The sequence below is a fragment of the Mitsuokella apri genome, from assembly GCF_051886055.1.
Classification (GTDB): Bacteria; Bacillota; Negativicutes; order Selenomonadales; family Selenomonadaceae; genus Mitsuokella.
This window is the reverse complement of sequence record NZ_JBJEXT010000040.1, coordinates 26,372-50,956: the sequence shown is the minus strand read 5'-3', so window position 1 is coordinate 50,956 and position 24,585 is coordinate 26,372. Positions and strand designations below refer to the sequence as shown.

At 53.2% G+C, this 24,585-nt stretch carries 20 protein-coding genes; 4 read left to right on the top strand and 16 right to left on the bottom strand.

Features of this window, described 5'->3' with window-relative positions; genetic code table 11:
* Positions 1-28: 28 nt before the first annotated feature.
* The 7 genes from argH to argC form a co-directional block, all read right to left on the bottom strand.
* Positions 29-1,456: an argininosuccinate lyase gene (argH, locus tag ACI4OH_RS06115; RefSeq protein WP_432647657.1), complete on the bottom strand. Its 1,428-nt coding sequence runs from the start codon at positions 1,454-1,456 to the stop codon at positions 29-31.
* Positions 1,456-2,664: an argininosuccinate synthase gene (locus ACI4OH_RS06110; protein ID WP_432647658.1), complete on the bottom strand. Its 1,209-nt coding sequence runs from the start codon at positions 2,662-2,664 to the stop codon at positions 1,456-1,458. Before ACI4OH_RS06110 ends, argH begins: the two co-directional genes overlap by 1 nt.
* A gap of 95 nt (positions 2,665-2,759) precedes the next feature.
* Positions 2,760-3,692 (bottom strand): ornithine carbamoyltransferase, encoded by a 933-nt coding sequence (gene argF / locus ACI4OH_RS06105; protein ID WP_435721004.1) that lies wholly within the window; start codon positions 3,690-3,692, stop codon positions 2,760-2,762.
* Between the two features lie 245 nt (positions 3,693-3,937).
* A complete protein-coding gene (locus ACI4OH_RS06100) occupies positions 3,938-5,146 on the bottom strand; it encodes an acetylornithine transaminase (protein ID WP_435721003.1) in 1,209 nt (402 codons plus the stop codon).
* A gap of 52 nt (positions 5,147-5,198) precedes the next feature.
* Positions 5,199-6,086 (bottom strand): acetylglutamate kinase, encoded by an 888-nt coding sequence (argB, locus tag ACI4OH_RS06095; protein WP_432647661.1) that lies wholly within the window; start codon positions 6,084-6,086, stop codon positions 5,199-5,201.
* Between the two features lie 81 nt (positions 6,087-6,167).
* Complete coding sequence (argJ, locus tag ACI4OH_RS06090) at positions 6,168-7,379, bottom strand: bifunctional glutamate N-acetyltransferase/amino-acid acetyltransferase ArgJ (protein WP_435721002.1); 1,212 nt, start codon at positions 7,377-7,379, stop codon at positions 6,168-6,170.
* 65 nt (positions 7,380-7,444) lie between these two features.
* The gene (argC, locus tag ACI4OH_RS06085) at positions 7,445-8,479 is read right to left on the bottom strand and encodes an N-acetyl-gamma-glutamyl-phosphate reductase (protein WP_439784403.1); all 1,035 of its coding nucleotides are present in this window, start codon (positions 8,477-8,479) and stop codon (positions 7,445-7,447) included.
* Between the two features lie 201 nt (positions 8,480-8,680).
* On the opposite strand from argC, the gene ACI4OH_RS06080 reads away from it, so the two are divergent.
* Positions 8,681-9,532, top strand: a complete 852-nt coding sequence (locus ACI4OH_RS06080; protein ID WP_439784402.1) for a transglycosylase domain-containing protein — start codon at positions 8,681-8,683, stop codon at positions 9,530-9,532.
* An 85-nt stretch (positions 9,533-9,617) separates the two neighbouring features.
* Complete coding sequence (locus ACI4OH_RS06075) at positions 9,618-10,175, top strand: gamma carbonic anhydrase family protein (RefSeq protein ID WP_439784401.1); 558 nt, start codon at positions 9,618-9,620, stop codon at positions 10,173-10,175.
* A 24-nt stretch (positions 10,176-10,199) separates the two neighbouring features.
* Here the strand turns inward: ACI4OH_RS06075 and ACI4OH_RS06070 are convergent, their stop codons facing one another.
* From ACI4OH_RS06070 to ACI4OH_RS06055, 4 genes are read right to left on the bottom strand one after another with little or no spacing between them, the layout of a single operon-like run.
* Positions 10,200-11,030 (bottom strand): DUF6339 family protein, encoded by an 831-nt coding sequence (locus ACI4OH_RS06070; protein ID WP_295713756.1) that lies wholly within the window; start codon positions 11,028-11,030, stop codon positions 10,200-10,202.
* On the bottom strand, positions 11,027-11,920 hold the full coding sequence (locus tag ACI4OH_RS06065; protein ID WP_439784400.1) for a hypothetical protein: 894 nt from the start codon (positions 11,918-11,920) through the stop codon (positions 11,027-11,029). Before ACI4OH_RS06065 ends, ACI4OH_RS06070 begins: the two co-directional genes overlap by 4 nt.
* Positions 11,907-13,763 (bottom strand): hypothetical protein, encoded by a 1,857-nt coding sequence (locus ACI4OH_RS06060; RefSeq protein WP_439784399.1) that lies wholly within the window; start codon positions 13,761-13,763, stop codon positions 11,907-11,909. The genes ACI4OH_RS06065 and ACI4OH_RS06060 overlap by 14 nt, the downstream gene beginning before the upstream one ends.
* Positions 13,757-13,987 carry a hypothetical protein gene (locus ACI4OH_RS06055; RefSeq protein WP_295713764.1) on the bottom strand — a complete coding sequence of 77 codons (231 nt, stop codon included), beginning with the start codon at positions 13,985-13,987 and terminating at the stop codon, positions 13,757-13,759. Before ACI4OH_RS06055 ends, ACI4OH_RS06060 begins: the two co-directional genes overlap by 7 nt.
* Positions 13,988-14,193: 206 nt before the next feature.
* Between ACI4OH_RS06055 and ACI4OH_RS06050 the strand changes: the two genes are divergently transcribed.
* Complete coding sequence (locus tag ACI4OH_RS06050) at positions 14,194-15,120, top strand: HNH endonuclease (RefSeq protein WP_439784398.1); 927 nt, start codon at positions 14,194-14,196, stop codon at positions 15,118-15,120.
* A gap of 2,110 nt (positions 15,121-17,230) precedes the next feature.
* On the opposite strand, the gene sdaAA is transcribed toward ACI4OH_RS06050, so the two are convergent.
* The 5 genes from sdaAA to ACI4OH_RS06025 form a co-directional block, all read right to left on the bottom strand.
* Positions 17,231-18,109, bottom strand: a complete 879-nt coding sequence (gene sdaAA / locus ACI4OH_RS06045) for an L-serine ammonia-lyase, iron-sulfur-dependent, subunit alpha (RefSeq protein ID WP_295633642.1) — start codon at positions 18,107-18,109, stop codon at positions 17,231-17,233.
* Positions 18,110-18,141: 32 nt separating this feature from the next.
* On the bottom strand, positions 18,142-18,804 hold the full coding sequence (gene sdaAB, locus ACI4OH_RS06040) for an L-serine ammonia-lyase, iron-sulfur-dependent subunit beta (RefSeq protein ID WP_439784397.1): 663 nt from the start codon (positions 18,802-18,804) through the stop codon (positions 18,142-18,144).
* A gap of 146 nt (positions 18,805-18,950) precedes the next feature.
* Positions 18,951-19,838 carry a 4-hydroxy-tetrahydrodipicolinate synthase gene (dapA, locus tag ACI4OH_RS06035; protein ID WP_435720990.1) on the bottom strand — a complete coding sequence of 296 codons (888 nt, stop codon included), beginning with the start codon at positions 19,836-19,838 and terminating at the stop codon, positions 18,951-18,953.
* 189 nt (positions 19,839-20,027) lie between these two features.
* Positions 20,028-22,943 (bottom strand): insulinase family protein, encoded by a 2,916-nt coding sequence (locus tag ACI4OH_RS06030; RefSeq protein WP_435720989.1) that lies wholly within the window; start codon positions 22,941-22,943, stop codon positions 20,028-20,030.
* A gap of 36 nt (positions 22,944-22,979) precedes the next feature.
* Complete coding sequence (locus ACI4OH_RS06025) at positions 22,980-23,597, bottom strand: hypothetical protein (protein WP_435720988.1); 618 nt, start codon at positions 23,595-23,597, stop codon at positions 22,980-22,982.
* A gap of 167 nt (positions 23,598-23,764) precedes the next feature.
* Here ACI4OH_RS06025 and ACI4OH_RS06020 point away from each other — a divergent pair, with 167 nt between their 5' ends.
* Positions 23,765-24,556 (top strand): ZIP family metal transporter, encoded by a 792-nt coding sequence (locus ACI4OH_RS06020; RefSeq protein WP_432648213.1) that lies wholly within the window; start codon positions 23,765-23,767, stop codon positions 24,554-24,556.
* Positions 24,557-24,585: the final 29 nt, after the last annotated feature.

The following is a 24,585-nucleotide window of genomic DNA, read 5'->3' as shown; positions in this document are numbered from 1 at the left end:
CAGGGATTTTTGTTGGAGAAAAGAGGTTTTATTTGACCTGAATCTGCTTGTCAGCAGCCTTGTCGGAAATCTTTTCTTCCGTGCTCAGCAGGTCTTTGGCAGCGGCAAGCTGCATGTCCACCTGCTTGTACGAGGTGCCGCCGAGCGAATTGCGGTTTTTGACGCAGGTCTCGGGGCTGATGGCTTCCTTGATGTCCTCACCAAAGAGCGGCGAGAGCTTCTTGAAGTCTTCAAGACTCATGTCCTCGAGGTAGATGCCCTTCTCGATGCAGTCATGCACGGCCTGTCCGGAAACGGCATGGGCCTTTCTAAACGGCATGCCCTTCTTGACGAGGTAGTCGGCGAGGTCGGTCGCGTTCGAGAAATCCTCCGTAACGGCCTTCTTCATGACTTCCTTGCGGACTTTCATGCCGCGAATCAGCTGCGCGTAGACGGCGAGGCTGAATTTGACGGTATCGATGGCGTCAAAAATGCCTTCTTTGTCTTCCTGCAGGTCCTTGTTGTAGGCAAGCGGCAGGCCCTTGACGGTCGTCAGCATGGCCATGAGATGGCCGATGACGCGGCCCGTCTTGCCGCGGACGAGCTCGGAGACATCCGGATTCTTCTTCTGCGGCATCATCGAGGAGCCCGTGCAGTGTGCGTCGTCGAGCTCGACGAAGTGGAACTCGCGGCTGCACCAGAGGATTGTCTCCTCCGACAGGCGCGACAGATGAACCATGAGGATGGAAGCGGCAGCGAGGAACTCCATGATGTAGTCGCGGTCGCTGACGGCATCCATGCTGTTCGTGTAGATATTCTCGAAGTTGAGCTGTTTCTGCACGAATTCACGGTCAATCGGGAACGTCGTGCCGGCAAGAGCACCGGCGCCCAAAGGCATGATGTCCGCGCGCTTGTAAACGCCTTCGAAGCGGGCAAAGTCACGCGAGAGCATGCCAAAGTACGCGAGCAGATGATGCGAAAAGAGGATTGGCTGGGCGCGCTGCAAGTGCGTGTAGCCCGGCATGATGACATCGCTGTACTTTTCGGCCGTCTCGACGAGCGCGCGCTGCAGATTTTCGATTTCCTTCTGCACGGCGACGACTTCGCGGCGGATGTACATATGCGTGTCAAGTGCGACCTGGTCGTTGCGGCTGCGCGCCGTATGCAGGCGGCCGCCGGCTTCGCCGATGGCGTCGGTCAGGCGTTTCTCGATGTTCATGTGGATATCTTCGAGGTCGACGGAGAACTGGAAATTGCCCTCCTCAATCTGCTTCAGGATATCCTTGAGACCCGCGATGATCTTATCGCGGTCCTCTTCGCTGATGATGCCGCATTTCGCGAGCATCGTCGCATGCGCGATGGAACCAGCGATATCCTCGTGGTACATGCGCTTATCGAAATTAATGGAGGCCTGGAACTCGTTGATCATTTCATCCGTTGATTTGGAGAAACGGCCTCCCCACATAGCCTTGCTCATTACTTGTTCTTCTCCTGCATCAGGGCGCGTACCTTGAGCGGCAGGCCAAAGAGGTTGATGAAGCCCGTAGCATCGGCCTGGTTGTAAACATCGTCATGCTCGAACGTGACATATTCCTTGCTGTAGAGGGAATACGGGCTCTTGGAGCCAGCGGAGATGATGTTGCCCTTGTAGAGTTTGACCTTGACCGTGCCCGTGACCGTCTGCTGCGTGCTGTCGACGAAAGCAGCGAGAGCTTCGCGGAGCTGGCAGAACCACATGCCGTCATAGACGAGCTCGCCGTAACGGATGGCAATGTGCTGTTTGAAGTGGAACGTCATGCGGTCGAGGCAGAGATACTCGAGCTCACGATGTGCATAGTAGAGGATGGCTCCGCCCGGGTTCTCATAGACGCCGCGGGACTTCATGCCGACCAGACGGTTCTCGCAGATATCCGTGATGCCAACGCCGTTGCGTGCACCGATTTCGTTGAGTTTCGTCAGCAGTTCAACAGGGCCGAGTTTCTCGCCGTTGACGGCAACTGGCTCGCCTTTCTCGAAGTCAATCGTGACGTATTCCGGTTTGTCCGGAGCTTCCTGCGGAGCCTTCGAGATCAGGAACATGCTGTCATGCGGCTCGTTTGCCGGATCCTCGAGGTCTGCACCCTCATGGGAAAGATGCCAGATGTTGCGGTCCATCGAGTACGTCTTAGCACCCGTGGAAATTGGAATGTTGTGCTTCTTAGCATATTCGAGCTCAGCGGAACGCGAATCGAGGTCCCATTCACGCCACGGAGCGATGATCTTCATGTTCGGTGCGAGAGCCTTGACCGTCAGTTCGAAACGGACCTGGTCGTTGCCTTTGCCCGTTGCGCCGTGAGCAATGGCGTCAGCGCCCTCTTTCTTGGCGATTTCAACGAGTTTCTTCGCAATGACCGGACGTGCAAACGACGTGCCGAGCAGGTACTTGTCCTCGTAAACAGCACCGGCCTTGAGCGTCGGCCAGACATACTCTTTGAGGAATTCTTCCTTCAGGTCGGCAATGTAGACCTTCGAAGCACCGGAAGCCAGTGCCTTGTCATGGACGACATCGAGCTCATCGCCCTGACCGACATCGGCGCAGCAGGCAATGACTTCGCAGCCATCATAATGCTCTTTGAGCCAAGGGATGATAACGGAGGTATCGAGACCGCCGGAATATGCGAGTACGACTTTGTTGACTTTAGCCATGATAATAACCTCTTTTCCTATATCTCCTTCCCCATATCTACTATATTAAGGAAGGTAATTCACAAATTCATTGATTCACTAATACTTTAAGCTGCTCAGTCTGCCATCAAGAGAGCCATGATAGCCTTCTGCGTGTGCAGGCGGTTCTCCGCTTCGTCAAAGATGACGTTGGCGTTGGCCTCGAGGACCTCTTCCGTGATCTCCTCGCCGCGGTAAGCCGGCAGGCAGTGCATGACGATGACGCGTTTGTCGGCGCCCTTCAGGAGCTCTTTGTTGACCTGATACGGTGCAAAGATCTTCTTGCGCTCTTCGTGCTCGGCTTCCTGACCCATGCTGGCCCAGGTATCCGTCACGACGATATCGGCATCCTTGACGGCTTCGTGCGGGTCCGTCACAAGACTGAGCTCCGCGCCCGTCTCCTTGGCATCCTCGAGTGCATTCTTGTAAACCTCGGCGTTCGGACGGTAATTTTCCGGCGTAGCAGCGACGAACGTCATGCCGACCTTGGCACAGCCATAGAGGAAGGAGTTCGTCATGTTGTTGCCATCGCCAACATAAGCCATCTTCAGGCCTTTGAGGTTCTTGCCCTTGTACTCCTCAATCGTCAAAAGGTCGGTGAGCACCTGGCACGGATGAAGAAGATCCGTCAAAGCGTTGATGACCGGAATGTCAGCCCATTTGGCGAGCTCCTCGACTCTGTCATGACCGAACGTGCGGATCATGATGCCGTCAAGGTAGCGCGAGAGCACGCGGGCCGTATCGCGGATTGGCTCGCCTCGTCCCAGCTGCAGGTCGCGGTTGGAAAGGAAAAGAGCCTGACCGCCGAGCTGGTACATGCCCGTCTCGAAGGATACTCGCGTTCGCGTCGAGGACTTCTCAAAAATCATGCCGAGCGTCTTGCCCGCGAGAATTTTATGCGGGACACCGGCTTTCTGCTTTGCTTTGAGCTCCTTGGCGAGCGCCAGGATTTCCTGTACCTCATCCACGGAAAGCTCGTGGATGGATAACAAATCTTTTCCTTTCAGCATTTGATGACCTCCCATAGTGGAACTACTGGAACGATAAAAGTAAAAATAAAAGTGAAATCATAGTCGCGAAATATCGTTTTCTTAACTATGGTTTATATTATACCGCATAATCGTCCGCTTGTGAAGTGTAGGTATGCATTTTTTTTGCATTTATATTCAACTTTTTTTGCATAATAGAAAAACGGCGCCCGAAATGGCGCCGTAATTCTTACTTTTCGCTGTTTTTTCTTGTTTAGCAGTATTTTTTATTTGTCGTACTTGTTCAGTACATCGTCGAGCGTCAGGACGACCGTGTCGACCTGCTGCTTCGTGATGATGAGCGGCGGGATAAAGCGCAGGACCTTGCCGGCCGTGCAGTTGATGATGGCACCTTCGGCGAGGCAGTCGTTGACGATATCGCGGCCGTGCTCCGCAGAACTGAGCTCCGCGCCGAGGATCAGGCCCGTGCCGCGGACATCCGTGATGAGTGACGGATGTTTTTTCTGGAGTTCCTGGAGCTGCTGCTTGAAGTAACTGCCGACTTCCTCGACATGAGCGAGGAACTCTTCCTTCGGCACCGTGTCGAGCACGACATTGGCTGCCGCGCAGGCCAACGGATTGCCGCCAAAAGTCGTACCGTGGTCGCCGGCATGGAATGCCTTGGCCACTTCATCCGTCACGATGAACGCGCCGATGGGCACGCCGCCCGCGAGACCTTTGGCCAGGGTGACGATATCCGGCTTGACGCCGTATTTCTCATAGGCGAAGAATTTGCCGCTGCGGCCGATGCCGGCCTGAATCTCATCGAAAATCAGCAGAGCACCGTATTTGTCGCAGAGCGCGCGGACTTTCTTCAAGTAGTCCTTCTCCGGCGTGTAGACGCCGCCCTCGCCCTGAATCGTCTCGAGCATGACTGCAGCCGTCTTGTCGCTCATCATGCTTTCGAGCTCTTCGATGTCATTGTAATGCACGTAGTCAAAGCCGTCCGGCAGAGGACCAAAGCCTTCATGATACTTCGGCTGGCCCGTAGCTGTCAGCGTCGCGATCGTGCGGCCGTGGAAGCTGTCCCAGGCCGTGATGATCTGGGATTTGTCCGGTGAGATCTGATGGGCGTATTTGCGCGCAATCTTGATGGCACCTTCATTGGCCTCTGCACCGGAGTTGCCGAAGAACGCCTTATCGAGGCCGCTGAGCTTGACGAGCTTCGCGGCAGCATCGGCCTGCGGCTGCGTGTAATAGAGATTTGACACATGAATGAGCTTGGCAGCCTGGTCGGAGATGGCCTTGACCAGAGGTTTATAGTCATGGCCGAGCACATTGACGGCAATGCCCCCTAAAAAGTCGAGGTACTTCTTGCCGTTGTTATCCCAGACATACGCGCCTTCGCCATGGTCAAGAACAATCTTGTAGCGATTGAAGACCGGCAGATAATCCTGCGCGTCTTTCTGGAATATTTCCTGATCCGTTTCCTTCATATATATATTCACGTCCTTGTTCTATCTGAGTATGCCTTAATGCCTCAATGCCTCAATGCACAACCTGTGTGCCAATACCCTGTGAGGTGAAGATCTCGAGGATAATCGAGTGGTCGAGGCGGCCGTCGATGATATGCGTCTTGCCCGTGCCCTTTTCGAGAGAAGTCAGGCAGGCCTCGACTTTCGGGATCATGCCGCCCTTGATGATGCCCTCTTTGATGTACTGACGGGCCTCGTGCATGTTCAGGGTCGAGATGAACGACGACTTGTCGTTGAAATCTTTGTAGATGCCCTCGACATCCGTCAGCAGCAGGAGCTTCTCGGCGTGCAGCGCACCGGCGATTTCCGCCGCGACATAGTCGGCATTGATATTATAGCTTTCGCCGTGCTCGCCGACGCCGATTGGCGCGATGACCGGCACGTAGTCCTGGTCGAGCAGGTCCTCAATCAGCGTCTCGTTGATTTTCGTCACGGAGCCGACATAGCCGATATCGACTTTTTTCTTCTCGTCACCCTCGTAGACCGTCGCGAGCTTCTTCTGTGCCTGAATGAGCCCTGCGTCCTTGCCCGACAGCCCGACGGCGCGCACGCCGCGTCCGTTGAGCAGATTGACAATTTCCGAATTGACCTTGCCGTCGAGCACCATTTCGGCGATCTCGACCGTCTCTGCATCCGTCACGCGCAGTCCGGCGACAAAAGACGACTGCTTGCCGACTTTCTTCAAAAAGCCCGTGATCTCCGGACCGCCGCCATGCACAATGACCGGACGAATGCCGACATATTTCATCAAAGCGACATCCTGCATGACTTTTTCCTTGAGGTCTTCGTTGATCATCGCGTTGCCGCCGTATTTTATGACGATGGTCTTGCCGTAGAACTCCTGGATGTACGGCAAAGCCTCGACAAGGATGGCAGCTTTGTCCTTGGCTGTAAATGTCATATTATAAAGCATCCTTCCTGAACGTATTGAATATCCCGATTCTCCCGATATATTCCCTGATTCGAAGTCAGCGGGTACCTATTAGGTGTGATACTCCCCGTTGATCTTGACGTATTCGTAAGAGAAGTCGCAGGTCCAGACCGTTGCCTCTTCCCCGCCTTCGCCCATGTCAATGCTGATCGTGATATCATGCTGGGCCATGACGTCTGCCAGAGCTTCATCATCGTGCTCGGCACCGACACCATGTGCATAGACCGGAATGTCACCGAACTTGACTACGGTTTTCTCGGGGTCCATCGGCACGCCGGCATAACCGACGGCACAGATGACACGGCCCCAGTTCGGGTCAGCACCGAAGAACGCCGTCTTGACCAGCGGGCTCTTGGCGACGCTCATGCCAATCTGCTTGGCATCTGCAAAAGTCTTCGTGCCCGTGACATGAATCGTCAGGAACTTCGTCGCGCCCTCGCCGTCATCGGCAATCTCCTTGGCAAATTCCTTGCAGAGCTTGTCGAGCGTGGCCTTGAACGTCTCGTAATCTTCATTTTCCGTCGTGATCTTCTCGTTGCCGGCAGCACCGTTGGCCATGACGATGACCATATCGTTCGTGCTCATATCGCCGTCAATCGAAATCATATTGAAGGACGTGTTGACAACTTCGGACAGGGCCTTCTGGGCGAGCTTGCCGTCAATCGCAGCATCCGTCGTGATGAAGCAGAGCATCGTGGCCATGTTCGGCTGAATCATGCCCGAGCCCTTCGCGATGACGCCGAAGCGGACGTTCTTGCCGCCGAGCGTGATTTCCAGAGCTGCTGTCTTCGGATGTGTATCCGTCGTCATGATGGCGTGGCTGGCATTGCTGCTGCCGTTCTCTGACAGCTCCTTGATGGCTTCGTTCACGCCTTTTTCCATCTTATCCATCGGCAGGTTGACGCCGATGACGCCCGTCGAAGCGACGATGACGTCGAGAGGGTCGCAGCCAAGCGCCTGTGCGGCGATTTTCTGCGTCTTCTTTGCGTCCTTATCGCCCTGTTCCCCCGTGCAGGCATTAGCGCAGCCGGCATTGGCGACAATGGCATGTGCCGTGCCGGTAGCGACGACGGCCTTCGAAGCGTAGACAGGAGCTGCGGCGACCGCGTTCTGCGTGAACGTACCGGCGACGACGGCTTCTTTCTCCGTGTAAATCACAGCGACATCGAGGTTGCCGCTCTTCTTGATGCCGGCTTTGACACCGGCGGCCTTAAAGCCCTGCGGGAACGTAACGCCCGCCGTATTTGCAAATTCATTGACCATGGTGGATTTCCTCCTTAGCATTTATCAACTGTATATGAGAGATTTCTTATGTGTATTTATGAGCATTATGGGTACATCGGCACAAAGTCAAGGCCCGTCTTTTCATCAAAGCCGCAGGCGATGTTGAAGTTCTGCACGGCCTGACCGGCAGCGCCCTTGACGAGGTTGTCAATGGCCGAGAGCACAATCACGCGGTGCGTGCGTTCGTCGATGTGCCAAGCGATATCACAGAAATTCGAGCCGCGGACTTCCTTCGTCGACGGATAGCCGCCGCGGCCAAGCAGACGGATGAAATGTTCCTTGCTGTAAGCCTTCTCGAATGCGGCATCGACGAGTTCCGGCGTGACATCAGCCTTGAGGCTCGCATAGCACGTGGCGAGAATGCCGCGCGACATCGGCACGAGATGCGGCGTGAAGTTGATGACCGTCTTTTCGCCCGAAAGGTCCGTGACGGCCTGCTCGATTTCCGGTGTATGTCGGTGATGAGCCACGTTGTAAGCACGGAAATTATCGTAGAGCTCCGGGAAGTGGTTGGCCTGTTTCGGCGAACGGCCTGCCCCCGACACACCCGACTTTGCATCGACGATAATCGTATTGACATCGATGAGATGCTGACGGGCAAGAGGTGCAAGCGCAAGGATGCTCGCCGTCGTGAAGCAGCCGGCATTGCCGATGATCTTGGCATCGCGGATTTCCTCGCGGTAGAGCTCGGCAAGCCCGTAAACCCTCTTGGCATCCGGATGCGTGTGCGGCACATGGTACCAGGCCTCATAGACCGACGTATCGCGGAAGCGGTAATCGGCGCCGAGGTCGATGATGCGTACGGGCAGCTTCTCAAGGGCCTTGCCCACCTTCATCGCGTGGCCATGCGGCAGACCGATAAAGACGAAGTCACTGTCCTTGCCAATGGCCTCGATATCCTTCATGCTCTCGAGCTTCATATCGTAAAGGCCTCGCAGATGCGGATAAAGCTCCGTGATATTTTCATCCGTATGGCTCTCCGACGTGATGTGCACGACCTCAGCCTTTGGATGATTGTAAAGGATGCGCAGAAGCTCCGCTCCCGCATATCCCGTTGCACCTAGGACACTGACTTTCATATCTGAATTCCTCCTCCGGGAATGACTTCTCTCTTGATTGATGGTTATAATTATACAACTACCATGTATAATATTGCAACCCCTAATTTACAAATTTACACGGTTTTTTACAAAAAACTTACAAAAACCGAAAAATGCGCCCAAGGCCCCCTGCTGAGCTGACGAAAAACACGGCTCATGTTATAATAGGAAGACAAAGGAGTGTTTTTTTTGGCAACGAGAAGACGACGGCGGTCGCCGAAACGGCTGATCCGCTTTCTTTTTTTACTGATTATCATCTTTTGCGCCGCTTTTTTCCTCTCGGGAGGCAGCGCGATTTTCTCCGCCCATACGTGGCAAAACGCCAGCGGCTTCCTGCCGCGGCCGACGCAGAGCGTCCCCGCCAACGAAATGGGTGACAACGTAACCGAAAATCCAAAAATGTCCGAGCGCCTTTCGCGCGTCCTCTTCCTGCAGCGCGCCGTCAATAGCCGCGTCAACAAGCACGACCCCCATTACGTCAAGCTCGAAGACATCCCCGACTCCATGCAGCAGGCCGTGGTCGCCGTCGAGGACAAGCGTTTTTACAGCCATCACGGCTTTGACTTTGAAGGCATCCTGCGCGCAGCACTCGTCAACCTGCAGTCGGGCGAGATTGAAGAAGGTGCGAGCACCATCACGCAGCAGCTCGTCAAAAACCTCTTTCTCTCCCACGAACAGTCCTTTGGCCGCAAAGCCGAAGAATTCGTGCTGGCCCTCGACATGGAATGGTGCTACTCCAAGGACGAAATCCTCGAAATGTACCTCAACACCATCTACTACGGCTCGAGCTACTACGGCATCGGACCGGCCGCCGAAGGCTACTTCGGCAAAAAACCGCGCGACCTGCAGCTGCCCGAAGCCGCCATGCTAGCAGGACTCCCGAACGCCCCGTCCCTCTACTCTCCGTACGTCGACTTCATGATGGCCAAAAAACGCCAGTTCGTCGTTCTCGACGCCATGGTGAACTGCGGCTACATCGACAAGGGCATTGCCGAAGACGCAAAAATCAAGCCCATTTACTTAGCGCACTAAAAAAGACAAGACCCCCGCGTCTTGTCTTTCTTTGCATCTTATATGCATTTCGCATTTTTCTTCTATATAATAGAAAGGAACCCCTATGTACACATTAAGCAGCACGGCCTATCAGGGCCACACCCCGAAAATCGATGACGAAGCCTTCCTCGCCCCCGGTGCCGTCGTACTCGGCGACGTCGAAGTCGCAAAATACGCGAGCATCTGGCCCGCGGCCGTCGTGCGCGGCGACGTCGGCTTTATCCGCATCGGCGCCTACTCCAATGTACAGGACACGGCCTGCCTGCACGTCGAAGATAACGGCCCGTGCATCATCGGCCGTTTCGTAACCATCGGCCACGGCGCCATCGTCCACGCCTGCACCGTCGAAGACAACGTCCTCATCGGCATGAACGCCACAGTTCTCTCAGGAGCCACCATCGGCAGTGGCTCCATCATCGCCGCCGGCGCCCTCGTCAAAGAAAACGCCGTCATCCCGCCCAACTCCCTTGTCACCGGCATCCCTGGAAAGGTCAAAAAGGCCATCGACCGCGCCGCCGCCATCCACGCCCAAGCCGTCAAATACAAAACCCTCTGGTCCGTCGGCTACGGCCTCGCACCGGAGCTTGGCGGCGAAACGTACCATGGGGAAAATATCATCTGATAGAAAAGCTTTGCCGACTTTTTCTCAGGTCAACGAGAATTTATGTTTCTCCTGTTCAGCGAACCAATCCTCATAAAAGGACCGCATCAATTCTTCGATTTCTTTTTCCGGCTTCATGTCAATAATAGACATGCCACCCAGAAGATTCAAGTAGCGAATGCCCGCCACTATATCCTGACGTGAGATTTTTACACCTTGTTGGCGAAGAGCATGCACCACATGGAACAAACCAAGGCTGATGTTCTTATTAGTCATGATGCGGCTCGATGAAAAAAGCACGATTGTACTGGGATAGCCTGTAAGGGCGATGTCAGGAACCAGCCAGTAAGGGTCTTCCCTATGACCCTTGTCATAGACCATCTGCGCGCCCCACCACAAACTGGCAATGCAGTTTACAAAGGTTCCGCGCCGTTTGCCGTTATGCGTGAACGTGAAGAACGAATTGTACATATCCTTCTTTTGTTTCTCGACTTTCTTCTCTTCCCAGATATCCGCGCGTTTTCTCGTGATAAAATCAAATAATACTGTATGTGTGAGTGCTGCCCAGATATGTTCGTCAACAGCCAGATAAGGCGGCAGACTCACCATCGCCTTATGAATGCAGATGGCATTGTGAATGTCATCTGCTTTTTCTGCTTCTTTTTTCTCCCGAAAATCATCAACTGCAGTCGAAGTCACCTGCAAATCCTGTGCAAAAGGACGGATTTCCACTGCAGTATCCTGAAGCCAGCCTTTTTCGTCCAAACGCTGCTGAAAATACGCACCATCTTTGGGCAGATAATACAGCGAAAAATTCTGCTTGAAATTTCCTTTCAGGTCAGCTAGACCATCATCCGTTATGTATTGCAGTTTCATTCTTCATCCGCCTCTTCTTCCTCTGGATCCGCTAATTCCTGCATAGCCTTCAAGAGCGGCATCCTGAAAATGCGCTCTGCCAGATCACCGGCATAATTCGTATCCCCCGGATCAAGCGAAATATCAGCCACACTGATGCCATTGGCAGTCAATGTATCCTGAATCACCTGATACCATTGATACGACTCAAGACCTTCCGTCCCATCTTCTGTCTGCTCGTTGTTATGCATCTCGATGAGAGCTTTTGTCAAAGCCGGCATAATCAGAAGGCTGATCATCGTATACTTCTTCGCACTCTTATACTGGTCATACAAATTGAAGATATCGCGATTGACTTGAATGAAAATGCAGTCCTGATCCAAGCTGACTTTTAAATCATCCTTAGGCGAATCAATCGCTTTCAGCGCAATAATATCACCGATGGACTCATAAGCCTGCTGACCGCGCTTTATATCCAGCTGATACGTCGTCGCCCCGATAGCTAATACATTTGTTGCATCAATATGAAACGATGCATTCTTGCCGTAGCCGAGTTCATTGAACGCTGGATTCTTATAATCATCAATATCCTTCACCGCGACAACGAAGCTGCTGATTTCCACCTGATCTGCAAGTTCAGAGGTAGGAATTGTCACGCTTGTTCCATCTTCCCGCGACTCGACGAAATGGCGGTAGCCCGTCAATGTACATTCTATATGCGTCAAAAAACAGGCTTTGCCTTCCTTGATGAGTTTAGCCAGTTCCGGTTCGTCCAGCAGATATTTGATACGCAGTGTGAACATGCCAAATTCCAAGTCATCTTCCACGACTGAGTCAAAGCTGCCCTTGACGTAGTCATCATCTTCATGATTCAGAATGGGATAGGGTGTCAGATGCTTACTTAGCTTCATAATATTCCACCTCCATCATGATAGGTTTATGATACGGAATCTGGAAATTCACTTCGACCGTGTCGCCTTTCTTCATGCCCTGCAGATACAGATTATTTTCGTCAAGCAGGATAGTCTTTTCCGGCTCGCATTGTACCGATTCGGGATTCAAGGCATAATTTCCATGCTCAGCCACACCGATAAAACGAACTTTGCCATACGCTGCCCTTGCCGGAGACTGGAAACGGACAGAATATCTCCCCTCTCCGACTGACTTTGCCCCCAGCCACATGCGGACATCCTTGCGGAATTTATAGGCAAGGCCGCGTGGGTCACGCTGATCAATCTTCTTGGGCTCTTTTTTATGTTTCTTTGGGAGCTGTACGGATACTGACGAACCATCCTGATCATCAGGTGTAAGCTTCAATTCCCTTTTTTCCTTCTTCTGGACCTTCGTTTTCTTGACTTTTGCAACCTTAGGAGCGCGTTTCGTCAATTCTGCTTCAATGCCATGATTCTGTTCATTGTTGAAGAATTCATCCATGCCATAAGCCGCAATTGTATCTGTGGACTTTGTCCCAAAATGTTTCAGGACCTGTGCTTTGAGGTACTGTTTCAAACCTGTCCATATTTCTTCGTACTGTCTCGTATGCACTTTACAGCGTTTTGGCTGCCAGTCATCGTGTGAAGGGACTTCCATATCCTTGAACTTCTTGTTCATATTCTCTCCAGTGATGCGCAGGATGCCCGTGAACGAAATACTGCTGCTGATTCGATCCTTTTCAAACAGGCACATACCCGTTTTACGCGTCATCATGATTTTGCGGTTCAGATTGTCACCACGCTTCAAAAGGAGCGTACATTCTCCATCTTCAAAGCCGAATTCTTTGCCATATTCCTCGCTGTTGAGTGGAATCTCGAGAATATCATCATCGTAATTTTTCTGCGCATTCAAAAGGTCATAATACTCCCGAATGTCTTTTTCCTTCTTCACATCCAAGGCACTGATATACTGGCCCAGATTGTCCTTATTGATTTCCTGTCCGTTGATTATGACACGCAAACGGCCTTCCCAAATGGTAATGAGAAAGTACTTCAAAACCGCCAGTTTCATGGTTGCTTCCAGATGCTTATCCTGCTCCAGACCAATGACATAAATATCAAGGCCATTTTCATCACGCTGGAAGTCGCCTAAATGAAAAGGCTTCAAAATGGCATTATTGACAGCGGAATCCGAATAATAGCCCGTACCGACTGTCGTATACGAATTACCGCGCTCATCCGTATCTTCAAACGATGCCAAATGCGATACACCGATATAAGAATCAATCGCATCGACACGAGAAGCATAAAACGCAGTGCGCAGATACGAGCAGGCAAACGGTGCAGCCTTGCCGATGCCAAAACTGCCCGCCGAAGAATTATCCTTTACAGACGTACCGCGTGCTTTAATTAAGTTATACCAAGGAGTACCTTTTCTGCCGTTTTCTGCGCCGACAAGACCTGTCGTATTGAAATCACTGATGCGCATGACCTGTATATCTTGATCAAGCATATCTCTGGCCTGCCCAAAAAAGTCAACCGCACTTTTATCCTTCTGCCAATAATCCACGCATCTTGTGAGGATTGACTTCATTTCCTCAACCCCCGGCAATTCGGTGGGGCTAACCTGAAAAGTCGAGAACTCCATCGAGACCGGCTGACTTTCGTCGCACTGCTGGTCAAGCGAATTCTGGATGCTCTCTCTTACGAGCGATTCAAACGGATTGCCGGAAAAGGTTTCAATAGCAGAATCATTGATGCCATCTTCCGGCCCATTGTTATTGTTGACAAAATGCCAATGTGCTCTGCCGTCTATCACCATTTAAATTCCTTCTTTCCCTCATTCAGTCGGAATAACATCTTTACATGGTCGACTTCTTCCTCTATGCTGTGAAACATCTTCTCGACTTCTTCCGGTGTATAACTGTAATTTGACTTATTCGCGCAGTTCCCCAGCAGCCGAAGATCCTCCAGAATCCGGTTCGTGCGTTTCTCTGCTACGGATAAAAAACGTTCCCTTCGTTTCATCTCATTTGTCACAGCCATGGGTACCTCTCCCTCATATTCTTAATCAAAGTAATAGCGTATATGAGATTATAATTATATTATAATCTCATATACGCTATATTTCAAGATAATTGTATATAATTGGCAATATAAGTATTTATATGGTATTTTTTAATTAGCAGGAATTTTAAGACTGACAGCGAAAGAAATAGTAACACCATGACTATCAGGAAGGAGGAACAGATGTGATTTTACTGGACGCAATGAAGAATTACCTGCATCATCTGGAACCATTCGCCGTTTCCCCAATGACACAGCCCAATTTTGCCATCGACGGACCTTCATTTGACGATTATCGCTGGCATATGGATATCCCTGATGAGAATGAGTCCAAACAGCTCTACGATCAGGCTATTCACAGCCGTCATGAGCGCGGCCGCTATCATTCTTGGGAACTCGTCAGCGAACAGGTCCTGCTCAAAGACTGCGACTTGTCGTTCTGGAAATACAAAGGCGCGACAATTCCCTATGATTTATTTTGGTTCTTTGGCGCAGAAGACATGGAACGCAGCACACGCCGCGAAATCATTCTGACTTACCATGGCCATGACTACCAAGCCCATCTGGAACGAGAACGTCATAAGCTCGGCCGCGTACGCATCTTCTGGAGTACAGAACTACAGAAAAAACTCGCCCCTCTGGGGCAGAGCACGAAAAAACAGTCCGCCCGTTTCTATCGTCAGGATGATGCGCATTATCAGCTCAGTTTTCTTCATCCTGAAACAATCGCCGCTGATAAGAATGAACTTCAAGATACCTCAGAAGAACAGCCCGACGGCAAATCCATCCGCGAAGGCCGCAAGACCTACGTCTACTCGACAAAATACGAACGCAGCCCCAAGAACCGACTCGCCGCGATAAAAATCCACGGTACAAAATGTATGGCCTGTGGCTTTGACTTTGAGAAATTCTATGGCGAACAAGGCAAAGACTTCATCGAAGTCCATCATGTCAAACCATTGCACGAAGTCAATGGCGAAATGGAAGTCAACCCTGAAACCGACCTCATCTGCCTCTGCAGCAACTGCCACCGCATGATTCACCGCGATCCGCACCACACCTTGTCACTTGAAGAATTAAAAAAGATTATCGCCGAGAATCGCAAGCAATAAGTCATAAAAAAATCCCTGCCCAACGCAAATTTAGCTTTGGACAGGAATTTTCGTCTGTAATCACTTTATCTCCGACACCCCTTCCGGCGCTGCGCGCCACCTTCCCCTGTGGGGCAGGCTTTTCAGAGTGCGGCCTCAACGTGAAAATAAGCTTCGACGCGAAAAAGTCAGGAGAGGGCTGGCCATCGATGCAAATTGTTCTTCCATGTAACTTTGGGCGGGGAAATGATTTTCGCCTGCAGGCGCGAGCATCTGCCCGCAGGGATGAGCCCTAAGAATTACGCCCTTGGCTGCTCATTGTCAGAACGCCGCGGCAGGCGGCGAATTTTCTTTGCCGACTTTCTTCCATGGGGCTCATTTTTGCAGAGCGCCGAAGCCGAAAATTGTTTCCCCGCCCCTGCGATATGTCACTCCCTGCCAGCCCTCTCCGCCTTTCACGCATTTTCTCCAGCCATAAAGCAAAAGACAAGGCCAAATTTTATGCCTTGTCTTCTCCACATGTTCCATGATAGAATATCTTATCAGCATTACCATGTAACGCTGATGGCCACCAACGGTAGGCGGTTGCCCTCTAATCCGTTTTTCTGGAATAGAGGGATTTTGTATGCCCTCCACGGTTTGACTTCTGCACATGCAGATGATTCCAACTGAAAGGAGGGATGTCGCATGGACGGAAGTACTGTTTACGATATCGTTTGCAATATTCTCGGACTTGCCATTGCTTGTTTTTCCCTGGGTTATACCCTTGGTAAGGATAAAGGCACAAAAAAATGACCGCCATCTTCCCAAACTACGCGGTCATTCTTTGACTTACTAGAGGGCACCGCTTACGGTGGCCTTTTTTCTTTCTACATTTATTATATCATTTGGTCTGCCACTTCGCAAGTTCATTCTTCCGACACCCCTTCCGGCGCTGCGCGCCGCCTTCCCCTGCGGGGACGGCTTTTTAACGTGCGGCCTCTTGGCGAAAAGATGAACTTCGACGCGAAAAAGTCAGGAGAGGGCTGGCCTTCGATGTACATTGTCCTTTTATGTAACTTTGGGCGGGGAAATGATTTTCGCCTGCAGGCGCGAGCATCTGCCCGCAGGGATGAGCCCTAAGAATTACGCCCTTGGCTGCTCATTGTCAGAACGCCGCGGCAGGCGGCGAATTTTCTTTGCCGACTTTCTTCCATGGGGCTCATTTTTGCAGAGCGCCGAAGCCGAAAATTGTTTCCCCGCCCCTGCGATATGTCACTCCCTGCCAGCCCTCTCCGCCTTTCACGCATTTTCTCCAGCCATAAAGCAAAAGACAAGGCCAAATTTTATGCCTTGTCTTCTCCACATGTTCCATGATAGAATATCTTATCAGCATTACCATGTAACGCTGATGGCCACCAACGGTAGGCGGTTGCCCTCTAATCCGTTTTTCTGGAATAGAGGGATTTTGTATGCCCTCCACGGTTTGACTTCTGCACATGCAGATGATTCCAACTGAAAGGAGGGATGTCGCATGGACGGAAGTACTGTTTACGATATCGTTTGCAATATTCTCGGACTTGCTATTGCTTGTTTTTCCTTGGGTTATACCCTTGGCAAGGATAAAAGCACAAAAAAATGACCGCCAATGCTTCCAACTAGTGCGGTCATTTTTTGACTAACCAGAGGGCACCGCTTACGGTGGCCTTTTTCTTTCTATAATTATTATATCATTTAAGCTGCACCCCTGCAAGTCAATTCTCCCGACACCCCTTCCGGCGCTGCGCGCCACCTTCCCCTGCGGGGACGGTTTTTTTACGTGCGGCCTCGACGTGAAAATAAACTTCGACACAAAAAGCCAGGAGAGAGCTGGCCATCGATGTAAATTGTTCTTCCATGTAACTTTGGGTGGGGAAATGATTTTCGCCTGCAGACGCCAGGAAGTAAGGAGAGGGCTGGCCATAAGTAGAGCTTGGACGCCTGCGTTAAGAACTTATTTTTTGCCGACCAGGACCCTTGCAAGGGAGCGTCGTTCAAGCAAAGCGCGTTTAGCTCCCTGCAAGGATACATTAAAAGGCAAAAAATAAGTTTAGCAGCCGGCCATGCGGAGCGTTGGTCAGCCCTCTCCGCCTTTCTTCCACGCTGTCACCCTTCAATCCGGATACACGCGTTTCTCAATTTTCTTGGCCGTCGGCGTCACCGCGAGCCCTGCTTCGCTGGTTTCGCGCAGGGATTTTGGCAGGGCGTGGCCGATTTCGTTCATGGCGGTGATGACTTCGTCGACAGGAATGACGCTCTTGACGCCGGCCAGGCTCATGTCGGCTGCGGTCAGGGCCGTGACCGTCGCGAAGCCGTTGCGTTTGACGCAGGGCACCTCGACGAGTCCTGCCACGGGGTCGCAGACGAGCCCCAGAAGATTTTTGATGGCAAGGGCCACGGCGTCGCCAATCCTCGCCGGCGTGCCGCCCGCGAGCTCGACGAGTGCTCCTGCCGCCATGCCCGCGGCTGTGCCGCATTCCGCCTGACAGCCGCCCGAAGCGCCGGCAATCGAGGCGTTCTGGTCGACGACCATGCCGATGCCTGCGGCCGTCAGCAGGGCCTTGACAATATCCTCATCCCCAAAGCCGCGCTGTTTTTTCGCCGCGTAGAGCGCCGCCGGCACGATGCCACACGAGCCTGCCGTCGGGCACGCGACGATGCGGCCCATGACCGCATTGACCTCACTGATGCCTACGGCATATGCCGCAGCCGCCAGTGCAGATTCGCCAAGATAGCCTTTTTCACGGTAGGCATAGAGCTTTTTCGCGTCGCCGCCCGTCATGCCGCTGACCGATTTTTCCGTATTCTTGATGCCGCGCGCAATCGACTCCTGCATGACCTGCCAGTTGTGCTGCATCTCCGAAAGGATATCCTCGCGCGTGCGCTGCGCAGCGTGCATCTCGCGGGCCAGCACGATTTCGTGCATGGGCAGACGCTGCGTCTCGGCAGCCTCGATGAGCTCGGCAATGGTATTAAAGTTGAATTGAATCATAAGACTCTCGAAACTCTCTTTCTAAAATAGCGTCAGATGGCCGGAATCGCGAAGGCATGCTCCACTTCGTAGACCTCGCGGCATTCGTCGAGCACCTCGTCCGACAGCGGCTCGTCGAGCTCCAGAATCATCATGGCCATTTCGCCACGGCTGTGGCGTGAGACGCGCATAAAGGCGATATTAACCTCGTAGCGCGCGAGCACCTGCGTGACTTTCGTGATGACACCCGGCCGGTCGTGATGAATCGTGATGAGCGCGGGGTACATGCCCGTAAGCTCGACTTCGTAGCCGTCGATATTCGTGATGCGGATGTTGCCGCCGCCGACCGACGAACCGCGCACACGTGCTGTGCGGCCCGTCACCCCAATGAGGTGGATGACCGCCGTGTTTGGATGGGCCTGCTCAAGCTGGACTTTCTGAAAGTGATAGTCAAGCCCCTGTTTTTTCGCAATCGTCAGGGCCTCGCGGATGCGTTCATCGTCGGGCGTAAAGCCCAAAATGCCTGCAATCAGGGCCTTGTCCGTGCCGTGGCCGCGGTACGTCTGTGCGAAAGAGCCGTGCAGATTGATGTCGGCGCGGACGGCCGGTTCGCCTAAAATCTTGCGCGCCATCAGGCCGAGACGCACGGCCCCGGCCGTATGCGAGCTCGACGGACCGATCATGACCGGCCCGACTATGTCAAAAACACCATGCATAAATTTTTCCTCGTATTTTCTTCTATATAATATATAACAACACAAAGCCTTCGGAACGGACAAAAGACACCTCTTTGTGGTTCCAAAGGCTTTGCAGATAGACTTTTCTATTTCAATTTACGCACTGCGCGTCAGCGTGAAGCGGCTTATTTAATCAGGCCGTGGTTGCGCAGAGCATCCTCGAGCTGTTTCTCATGAGCCGGCTCCATCTCGCAGAGCGGCATGCGCAGCGGACCTGCGGCATAACCGAGCTTGCGCATGGCGACTTTGACAGGAATCGGGTTGACTTCGCAGAACAGGGCATCGATGAGGTCCGTGTACGCAACCTGCATCTTGCCGGCTTCCTCTGCCTTGCCGTCGAAATAGAGCTGGCACATATCGTGCGTCTCACGCGGAGCGACGTTCGAAAGGACGGAAATGACGCCCTTGCCGCCGAGCGAAAGGATCGGCACGATCTGGTCGTCGTTGCCCGAGTAAACGTCGAGGTTGTCGCCGCAGGCAGCGCGCAGGCGCAGGATCTTCGAGAGGTCGCCATTGGCCTCTTTGACAGCGACGATGTTCGGAATCTTGGAGAGTTCGACATACGTCGGAATCTGGATGCCGACGCCCGTGCGCGACGGTACATCGTAAAGCACGATTGGGATGTTGATGCTCTCAGCGATGGCCTTGTAATGAGCAATCAGGCCTTTCTGCGTGCATTTGTTGTAGTACGGCGTAACTACGAGAACGGCGTCAGCGCCGACTTTCTCTGCGTACTGGGAAAGCTGGATGGCATAAGACGTCTCGTTCGAGCCCGTGCCGGCAATGACCGGGATACGGCCCTTGACCGTGTCGACAGCGCATTTGATGGCTGCTTTATGCTCTTCATCCGTCATCGTGGCCGATTCACCGCTCGTGCCCGTGATGACGATTGCGTCCGTGCCGCCCTTGATCTGGTCCTCAATGATACGGCTGAGTTCTTCAAAGTTGACACCATCTTCCGTAAACGGCGTGATGATGGCAACACCTGCACCCTTGAAAATTGTCTTCTTCATCAGAAAAGCCTCCTGTCGTGCAATCCATGCCGCTAAGCTCCTGGCTTTGCCCACAGCCCCTGAAGTCATGGATTCATTGACTAAATTTATGATGTCCCTTTCATTATCCCATGTCCACGCAGGAAAGTCAACGTTTCCCTGAATGGACAATTGTCTTGCATTTATGCCTGCCGCAGCCCTCAAAATGGCTTAAAGTGCGGGTTTGATGGCCCCGAAGACATCCTTGGCCTCGGCAATCTTCTCGTCATTGCCGAAAACGCAGAGGACATTTTCTTTCATGCAGGCGTCGATGAGCGGTGCGAGCGCACGAATGTCCTGCTGGCGCGTCGCGAGGATTTCATCGCGGCGCTGCTGGCGGTCGGCCTCGGTGATGCCGCGCAGATAGCAGGTCGCGGCCGCGTCGCCCTTCATCATCGGGGTCATCGGCGTATCGACGCCGCTCATCGTGCCGATGATGAATTTGTCCATCTCGCGCTCCGACGCTTCAAAATTGGCGGCATAGTCGGCCGTGCCGTCGAAGACAGCGAGGGTCTCCTTGAGGTTCGGGTCGCGGTACGAACCGAAGTACATGAAGCCGTTGCGGTTGAAGCCCGTAAACGCGCCGTAGGCACCGCCCTGCACGCGGATTTTCGTCCAGAAATAGTCGTAGCGCAAAAGGGTTTCAAGGACGGCCATGCTGCCCGTGAAATGATAGCCGAGGCGCAGGAAGTTCGCGGCCTTGCCGACATACTGAACGCGGCTTGAGGAAGTCAGGCCCTCGTTTAAAGGCTTGATGTCCCAATTGTAGGCAGCTGCCGGGAATTTCTCGTCGGACAAGGCCTGCTGCAGCGGCGCAAAGGCCTTTGTGAAGGCTTCGTACTCCTTTTCCTGCAGCGTGACGCTGAGGATGAGGTTCTGACGGTTGAAGACCTTCGGCAGCAGGGTCTTGAAGACATTCTGCATTTTCTTGAGGCTGCCAGCAAAGTCCTCGGCAAATTCTTTGAGGAACGGATAGAACGGCAGGCCTCCTTCATCGGCGTAGCGTCCGGCCTTTGAAAGATAAGCAGCGAGACGCGAAACGATGATCTGATTTGCCGAACGCTGCAGATTGAGTTCAATCGAAGCCTCTTCCTGTTCAATGAGCTCACGCAGGCGCTTTTCGTCCGTGAACTGGCTCTCCGTCATGATTTCCTGCAGAAGGCTCATGAGCTCCGGCAGCTTCTTGACGAGGGCCTTGGCCTTGATGCGGAGTTTCGGCGCCATCGAGTCGGGCTCGTCCTTCTTCGTGTAGACGACGACGTCCGACGTCATGCCGCCCGTGTGCAGATTGCGCAGGTTCGCGAGCTCGGCATACGTGTGCTCCTTCGTGTCGACCATGCCGATGAATTCACTGAGGAGATAGAGATACGGCAGTTCTTCCTCCGCGACGCTGCTGACATCGAAGTAAAGGTTCAGATAAGCAATGCCGTTCGTGTTGACATCGCTGAACAGCACCTTCGTGCCATCGAATTCGCGCACGTCGAGCGGCAGCGGATACGACTTTTTGCGGATATCCGAAAGTTTGAGCACGGGGATGGTCTTTAAGGCCTCTTCCGTCTCGGGGCTCTGCTGGCGCTCCTTGAGGGCGCGCGTCGAGGCAATGATTTTCTCGATTTCCTCTTTGCTCAGCGAGGCCTTCTTCTTGGCGAGTTTCTCCGCCTGCTCCTGTTCGCGGCGGGCGGCGAGCTCCGTGTCCGGCACCATCGCGAGAAGGCTGCGGTGCGGGTTCGCGAGGAAGTATTCCTCAATGAGGGATTCAAAGTAACGGCTCGTGAGGCCCTCTTTCATCTGCTGCAGCAAATCCTCATAGCGCAGATACGTCTCGGGGTCGCCGCCGTAGAGCCAGCTCTTCATGATGCGGATGCCGTAAATCAAGCCCTTCGGTGCCGAGCCGAAGTCGGCTTCGCGCAGGCGGAATTCCATAAGGTTGATGGAAGCTTCGAGAAGCTCGCGGTCGATGCCGTTTTCGGCGAGCTGCTGCAGCTTCGTCATGGCCAGATGGTAGAATTTGTCGAGCCGGTCTGCCTCTGAATTGTTGATGATGATGCTGAAGAACGGCTGCAGCATGTCGTTTTCGAAAATCGAGTCGACATCCTTGCCGAGCTTGGCGTCGACGAGAGCTTTTCTGAGAGGTGCGGCCGGCGTGCGCAGCAGGGCGTGCTCGAGAATTTCAAGGCCCATCATGGTCTTCGGGTCAAGCGACTCCCCTGTCGTCCAGTTCAGCGTGAGGAACGTCTTTTCTTCCGTGCCTTCGTCGGCGCTTACCGGATACGGCACAGTCTCGCGCTTCAGGCTGCCGAATTCCTGCTGGCGGTCGATTTTCGACGGCACGGGGATGCGGTCGAAGTGGGAAAGATACTCCCCGTCGAGGTAAGCGAGCTTTTCTTCGATGTCCATGTCGCCGTAGAGGTAGATGTAGCTGTTCGACGGATGGTAGTATTTCTGATGGAACGCGATGAATTTTTCCTGCGTGAGGTCCGGAATGGCCTCAGGGTCGCCGCCCGACTCATGGCCGTACGTCGTGTCGGGGTACAGCGAATGCATGATGCGGCTTTCGAGCAAATCGTCAGGCGAAGATAAAGCGCCCTTCATTTCATTGTAGACAACACCGCTGTAGCGCAGGGGTTCCTCGGGCTTTTCAATCTCGTAATGCCAGCCCTCCTGCATGAGCACCTGCGGATTTGTGCGCATATTCGGGTAAAAAACGGCATCGAGGTAGACGTCCATAAGGTTCTGGAAATCCTTGTCGTTGCGGCTCGCGACCGGATACATCGTCTTGTCGGGATACGTCATGGCATTGAGGAAGGTATTTAAGGAACCCTTGACGAGCTCGACAAACGGCTCCTTCAGCGGGTATTTGCGCGAACCGCAGAGCGTCGAATGCTCGACAATATGCGCCACGCCCGTATCATCGACGGGCGGCGTGCGGAACGAAATTGAAAAGACCTTGTTGTCATCGTCATTCTTGAGGAAGAACAGGCGCGCGCCGCTCTTCACATGTTCAAAGGTATAAGCCGTCGAAGCGACCTCGGCGACTTCGTCTTTTTTGAGTAATTTAAAACCATGGATGATCGTGTTTTCTTCCATAAAAAATCCTCCTATATATGGGTATATGGGTATTTTTCAGCTCATCGTGGCCAGCAGCTTCTGCCGCAGCAAGTTCAGGTTGTTGTTTGACGTCATGATGATGGCGGCCGACTTTGGCGCGGCGTTTTTGGCCTTCTCCGTACAGGCATGCGAGACGGCGTTCGTGTTGATGACGACGTAGTCCGCCTGTGCCAGGGCCATCGGGTCGAAATTCTTCTCATTGCCGAGAAAATGCAGCATTGGGAAAACCTCGGCTGCTTTCTTCTGCCACTTGTCCGTGCCGCCGACCACATAAATGCGGAAGGTCTCAAAAAACTCGCGCTCGGCAGGGCTCAGGCCGTCGGCGTCTTCTGCCGTCTCTTCAGCCTGCTCTGCTGCCGCGGACTCATCCCCCGCTGATTTTTCTTCTTCGGCAAGGATTTCCGGCTCGTAGGCTGCGAGTCTCTTTTTGAGGTTCCTGTTTTCCTCGCGCAGTTCCTTGATTTCTTCCTGATAACGGATGCGCGCGACAATGGCGTCCTCGATTTCCTTGCGGCATTCCTTTAATTTTGCCGCCTGTTCATCAAGATTCTGCTTTAAGAGCACGATTTCCTGCTCAAGGCCCGTTTTCTCGGTGAAAATATTCCTCGTTTTCTTCTCTTTATGATTTGGCATGACTCACACTCTCCGCTTGAAACACATAGCAATATTATACCACATATGGGTATTTCCCCTCAATCCTTCCCCTTTTCTCCCTCTTTCCCTTTGCCTGTCCATCCTGTATAATTAATGAAGGAAAGAAATCATATCAAAAGAAATCATATTATAAGGGGGAATGTTTCATGCCTATTGAAATCATTCAGGGACTTGCCATCCCGTTTATCGGCACCACGCTCGGCGCAGCCTGTGTGTATCTCTTGCGCGGCGAGCTCGACCACCGCGTGCAGAAGGCCTTTACAGGCTTCGCGGCGGGCATCATGGTCGCGGCTTCTGTCTGGAGTCTTTTGATTCCGGCCATGGAGGAAAGCAGCGAACTGGGGGCTTATGCATCTTTGCCAGCTGTTGCTGGTTTCTGGGCCGGCACGCTCTTTCTGCTCTTGCTCGACCACATCATCCCGCATCTTCATCAGAACAGCGATGGCACGGAGGAAGCCGAAGGCCCTGAGAGTCCGCTGTCGAAAAATCTCAAACTCGTCCTCGCCGTGACGCTTCATAACATCCCCGAGGGCATGGCCGTCGGCGTCGTCTTGGCCGGCTGGCTCACGGGCGGCTCCGAAATCTCAATTGGCGCGGCCCTCGCGCTGTCTCTCGGCATCGCCATCCAGAACTTCCCCGAAGGCGCGATTATCTCGCTGCCGCTGGCAGCCAATGGCGAAGGTCATCATCGGGCCTTCATCCTCGGCACGCTCTCCGGCATCGTCGAACCAATTGGCGGCGCTTTGACCATTGTCGCAGCAAGCTTCGTCGTGCCTGTGCTGCCCTACCTGCTCGCCTTCGCCGCCGGCGCCATGCTCTACGTCGTCGTCGAAGAACTCATCCCCGAAATGAGCGCCGGCCACCACTCCAACATCGGCGTCATCGCCTTCGCCGTGGGCTTCACACTGATGATGGCGCTCGACACAATCTTAGGATAAAAAGACGGCCCAAAGATACTTCTCACAAA

Excerpts from the sequence above, each read along its gene's own strand:
- ACI4OH_RS06100 (WP_435721003.1), bottom strand. The coding sequence starts at position 5,146 with ATGAAGGAAACGGATCAGGAAATATTCCAGAAAGACGCGCAGGATTAT.
- argC (WP_439784403.1), bottom strand. The coding sequence starts at position 8,479 with ATGAAAGTCAGTGTCCTAGGTGCAACGGGATATGCGGGAGCGGAGCTT.
- argB (WP_432647661.1), bottom strand. The coding sequence starts at position 6,086 with ATGACATTTACAGCCAAGGACAAAGCTGCCATCCTTGTCGAGGCTTTG.
- ACI4OH_RS06025 (WP_435720988.1), bottom strand. The coding sequence starts at position 23,597 with ATGCCAAATCATAAAGAGAAGAAAACGAGGAATATTTTCACCGAGAAA.
- dapA (WP_435720990.1), bottom strand. The coding sequence starts at position 19,838 with ATGAAGAAGACAATTTTCAAGGGTGCAGGTGTTGCCATCATCACGCCG.
- ACI4OH_RS06055 (WP_295713764.1), bottom strand. The coding sequence starts at position 13,987 with ATGGCTGTGACAAATGAGATGAAACGAAGGGAACGTTTTTTATCCGTA.
- sdaAB (WP_439784397.1), bottom strand. The coding sequence starts at position 18,804 with ATGCATGGTGTTTTTGACATAGTCGGGCCGGTCATGATCGGTCCGTCG.
- ACI4OH_RS06030 (WP_435720989.1), bottom strand. The coding sequence starts at position 22,943 with ATGGAAGAAAACACGATCATCCATGGTTTTAAATTACTCAAAAAAGAC.
- ACI4OH_RS06020 (WP_432648213.1), top strand. The coding sequence starts at position 23,765 with ATGCCTATTGAAATCATTCAGGGACTTGCCATCCCGTTTATCGGCACC.
- ACI4OH_RS06110 (WP_432647658.1), bottom strand. The coding sequence starts at position 2,664 with ATGGCTAAAGTCAACAAAGTCGTACTCGCATATTCCGGCGGTCTCGAT.
- ACI4OH_RS06075 (WP_439784401.1), top strand. The coding sequence starts at position 9,618 with ATGTACACATTAAGCAGCACGGCCTATCAGGGCCACACCCCGAAAATC.
- argJ (WP_435721002.1), bottom strand. The coding sequence starts at position 7,379 with ATGGTCAATGAATTTGCAAATACGGCGGGCGTTACGTTCCCGCAGGGC.
- sdaAA (WP_295633642.1), bottom strand. The coding sequence starts at position 18,109 with ATGATTCAATTCAACTTTAATACCATTGCCGAGCTCATCGAGGCTGCC.
- ACI4OH_RS06060 (WP_439784399.1), bottom strand. The coding sequence starts at position 13,763 with ATGGTGATAGACGGCAGAGCACATTGGCATTTTGTCAACAATAACAAT.
- ACI4OH_RS06070 (WP_295713756.1), bottom strand. The coding sequence starts at position 11,030 with ATGAAACTGCAATACATAACGGATGATGGTCTAGCTGACCTGAAAGGA.
- argH (WP_432647657.1), bottom strand. The coding sequence starts at position 1,456 with ATGAGCAAGGCTATGTGGGGAGGCCGTTTCTCCAAATCAACGGATGAA.
- argF (WP_435721004.1), bottom strand. The coding sequence starts at position 3,692 with ATGCTGAAAGGAAAAGATTTGTTATCCATCCACGAGCTTTCCGTGGAT.
- ACI4OH_RS06065 (WP_439784400.1), bottom strand. The coding sequence starts at position 11,920 with ATGAAGCTAAGTAAGCATCTGACACCCTATCCCATTCTGAATCATGAA.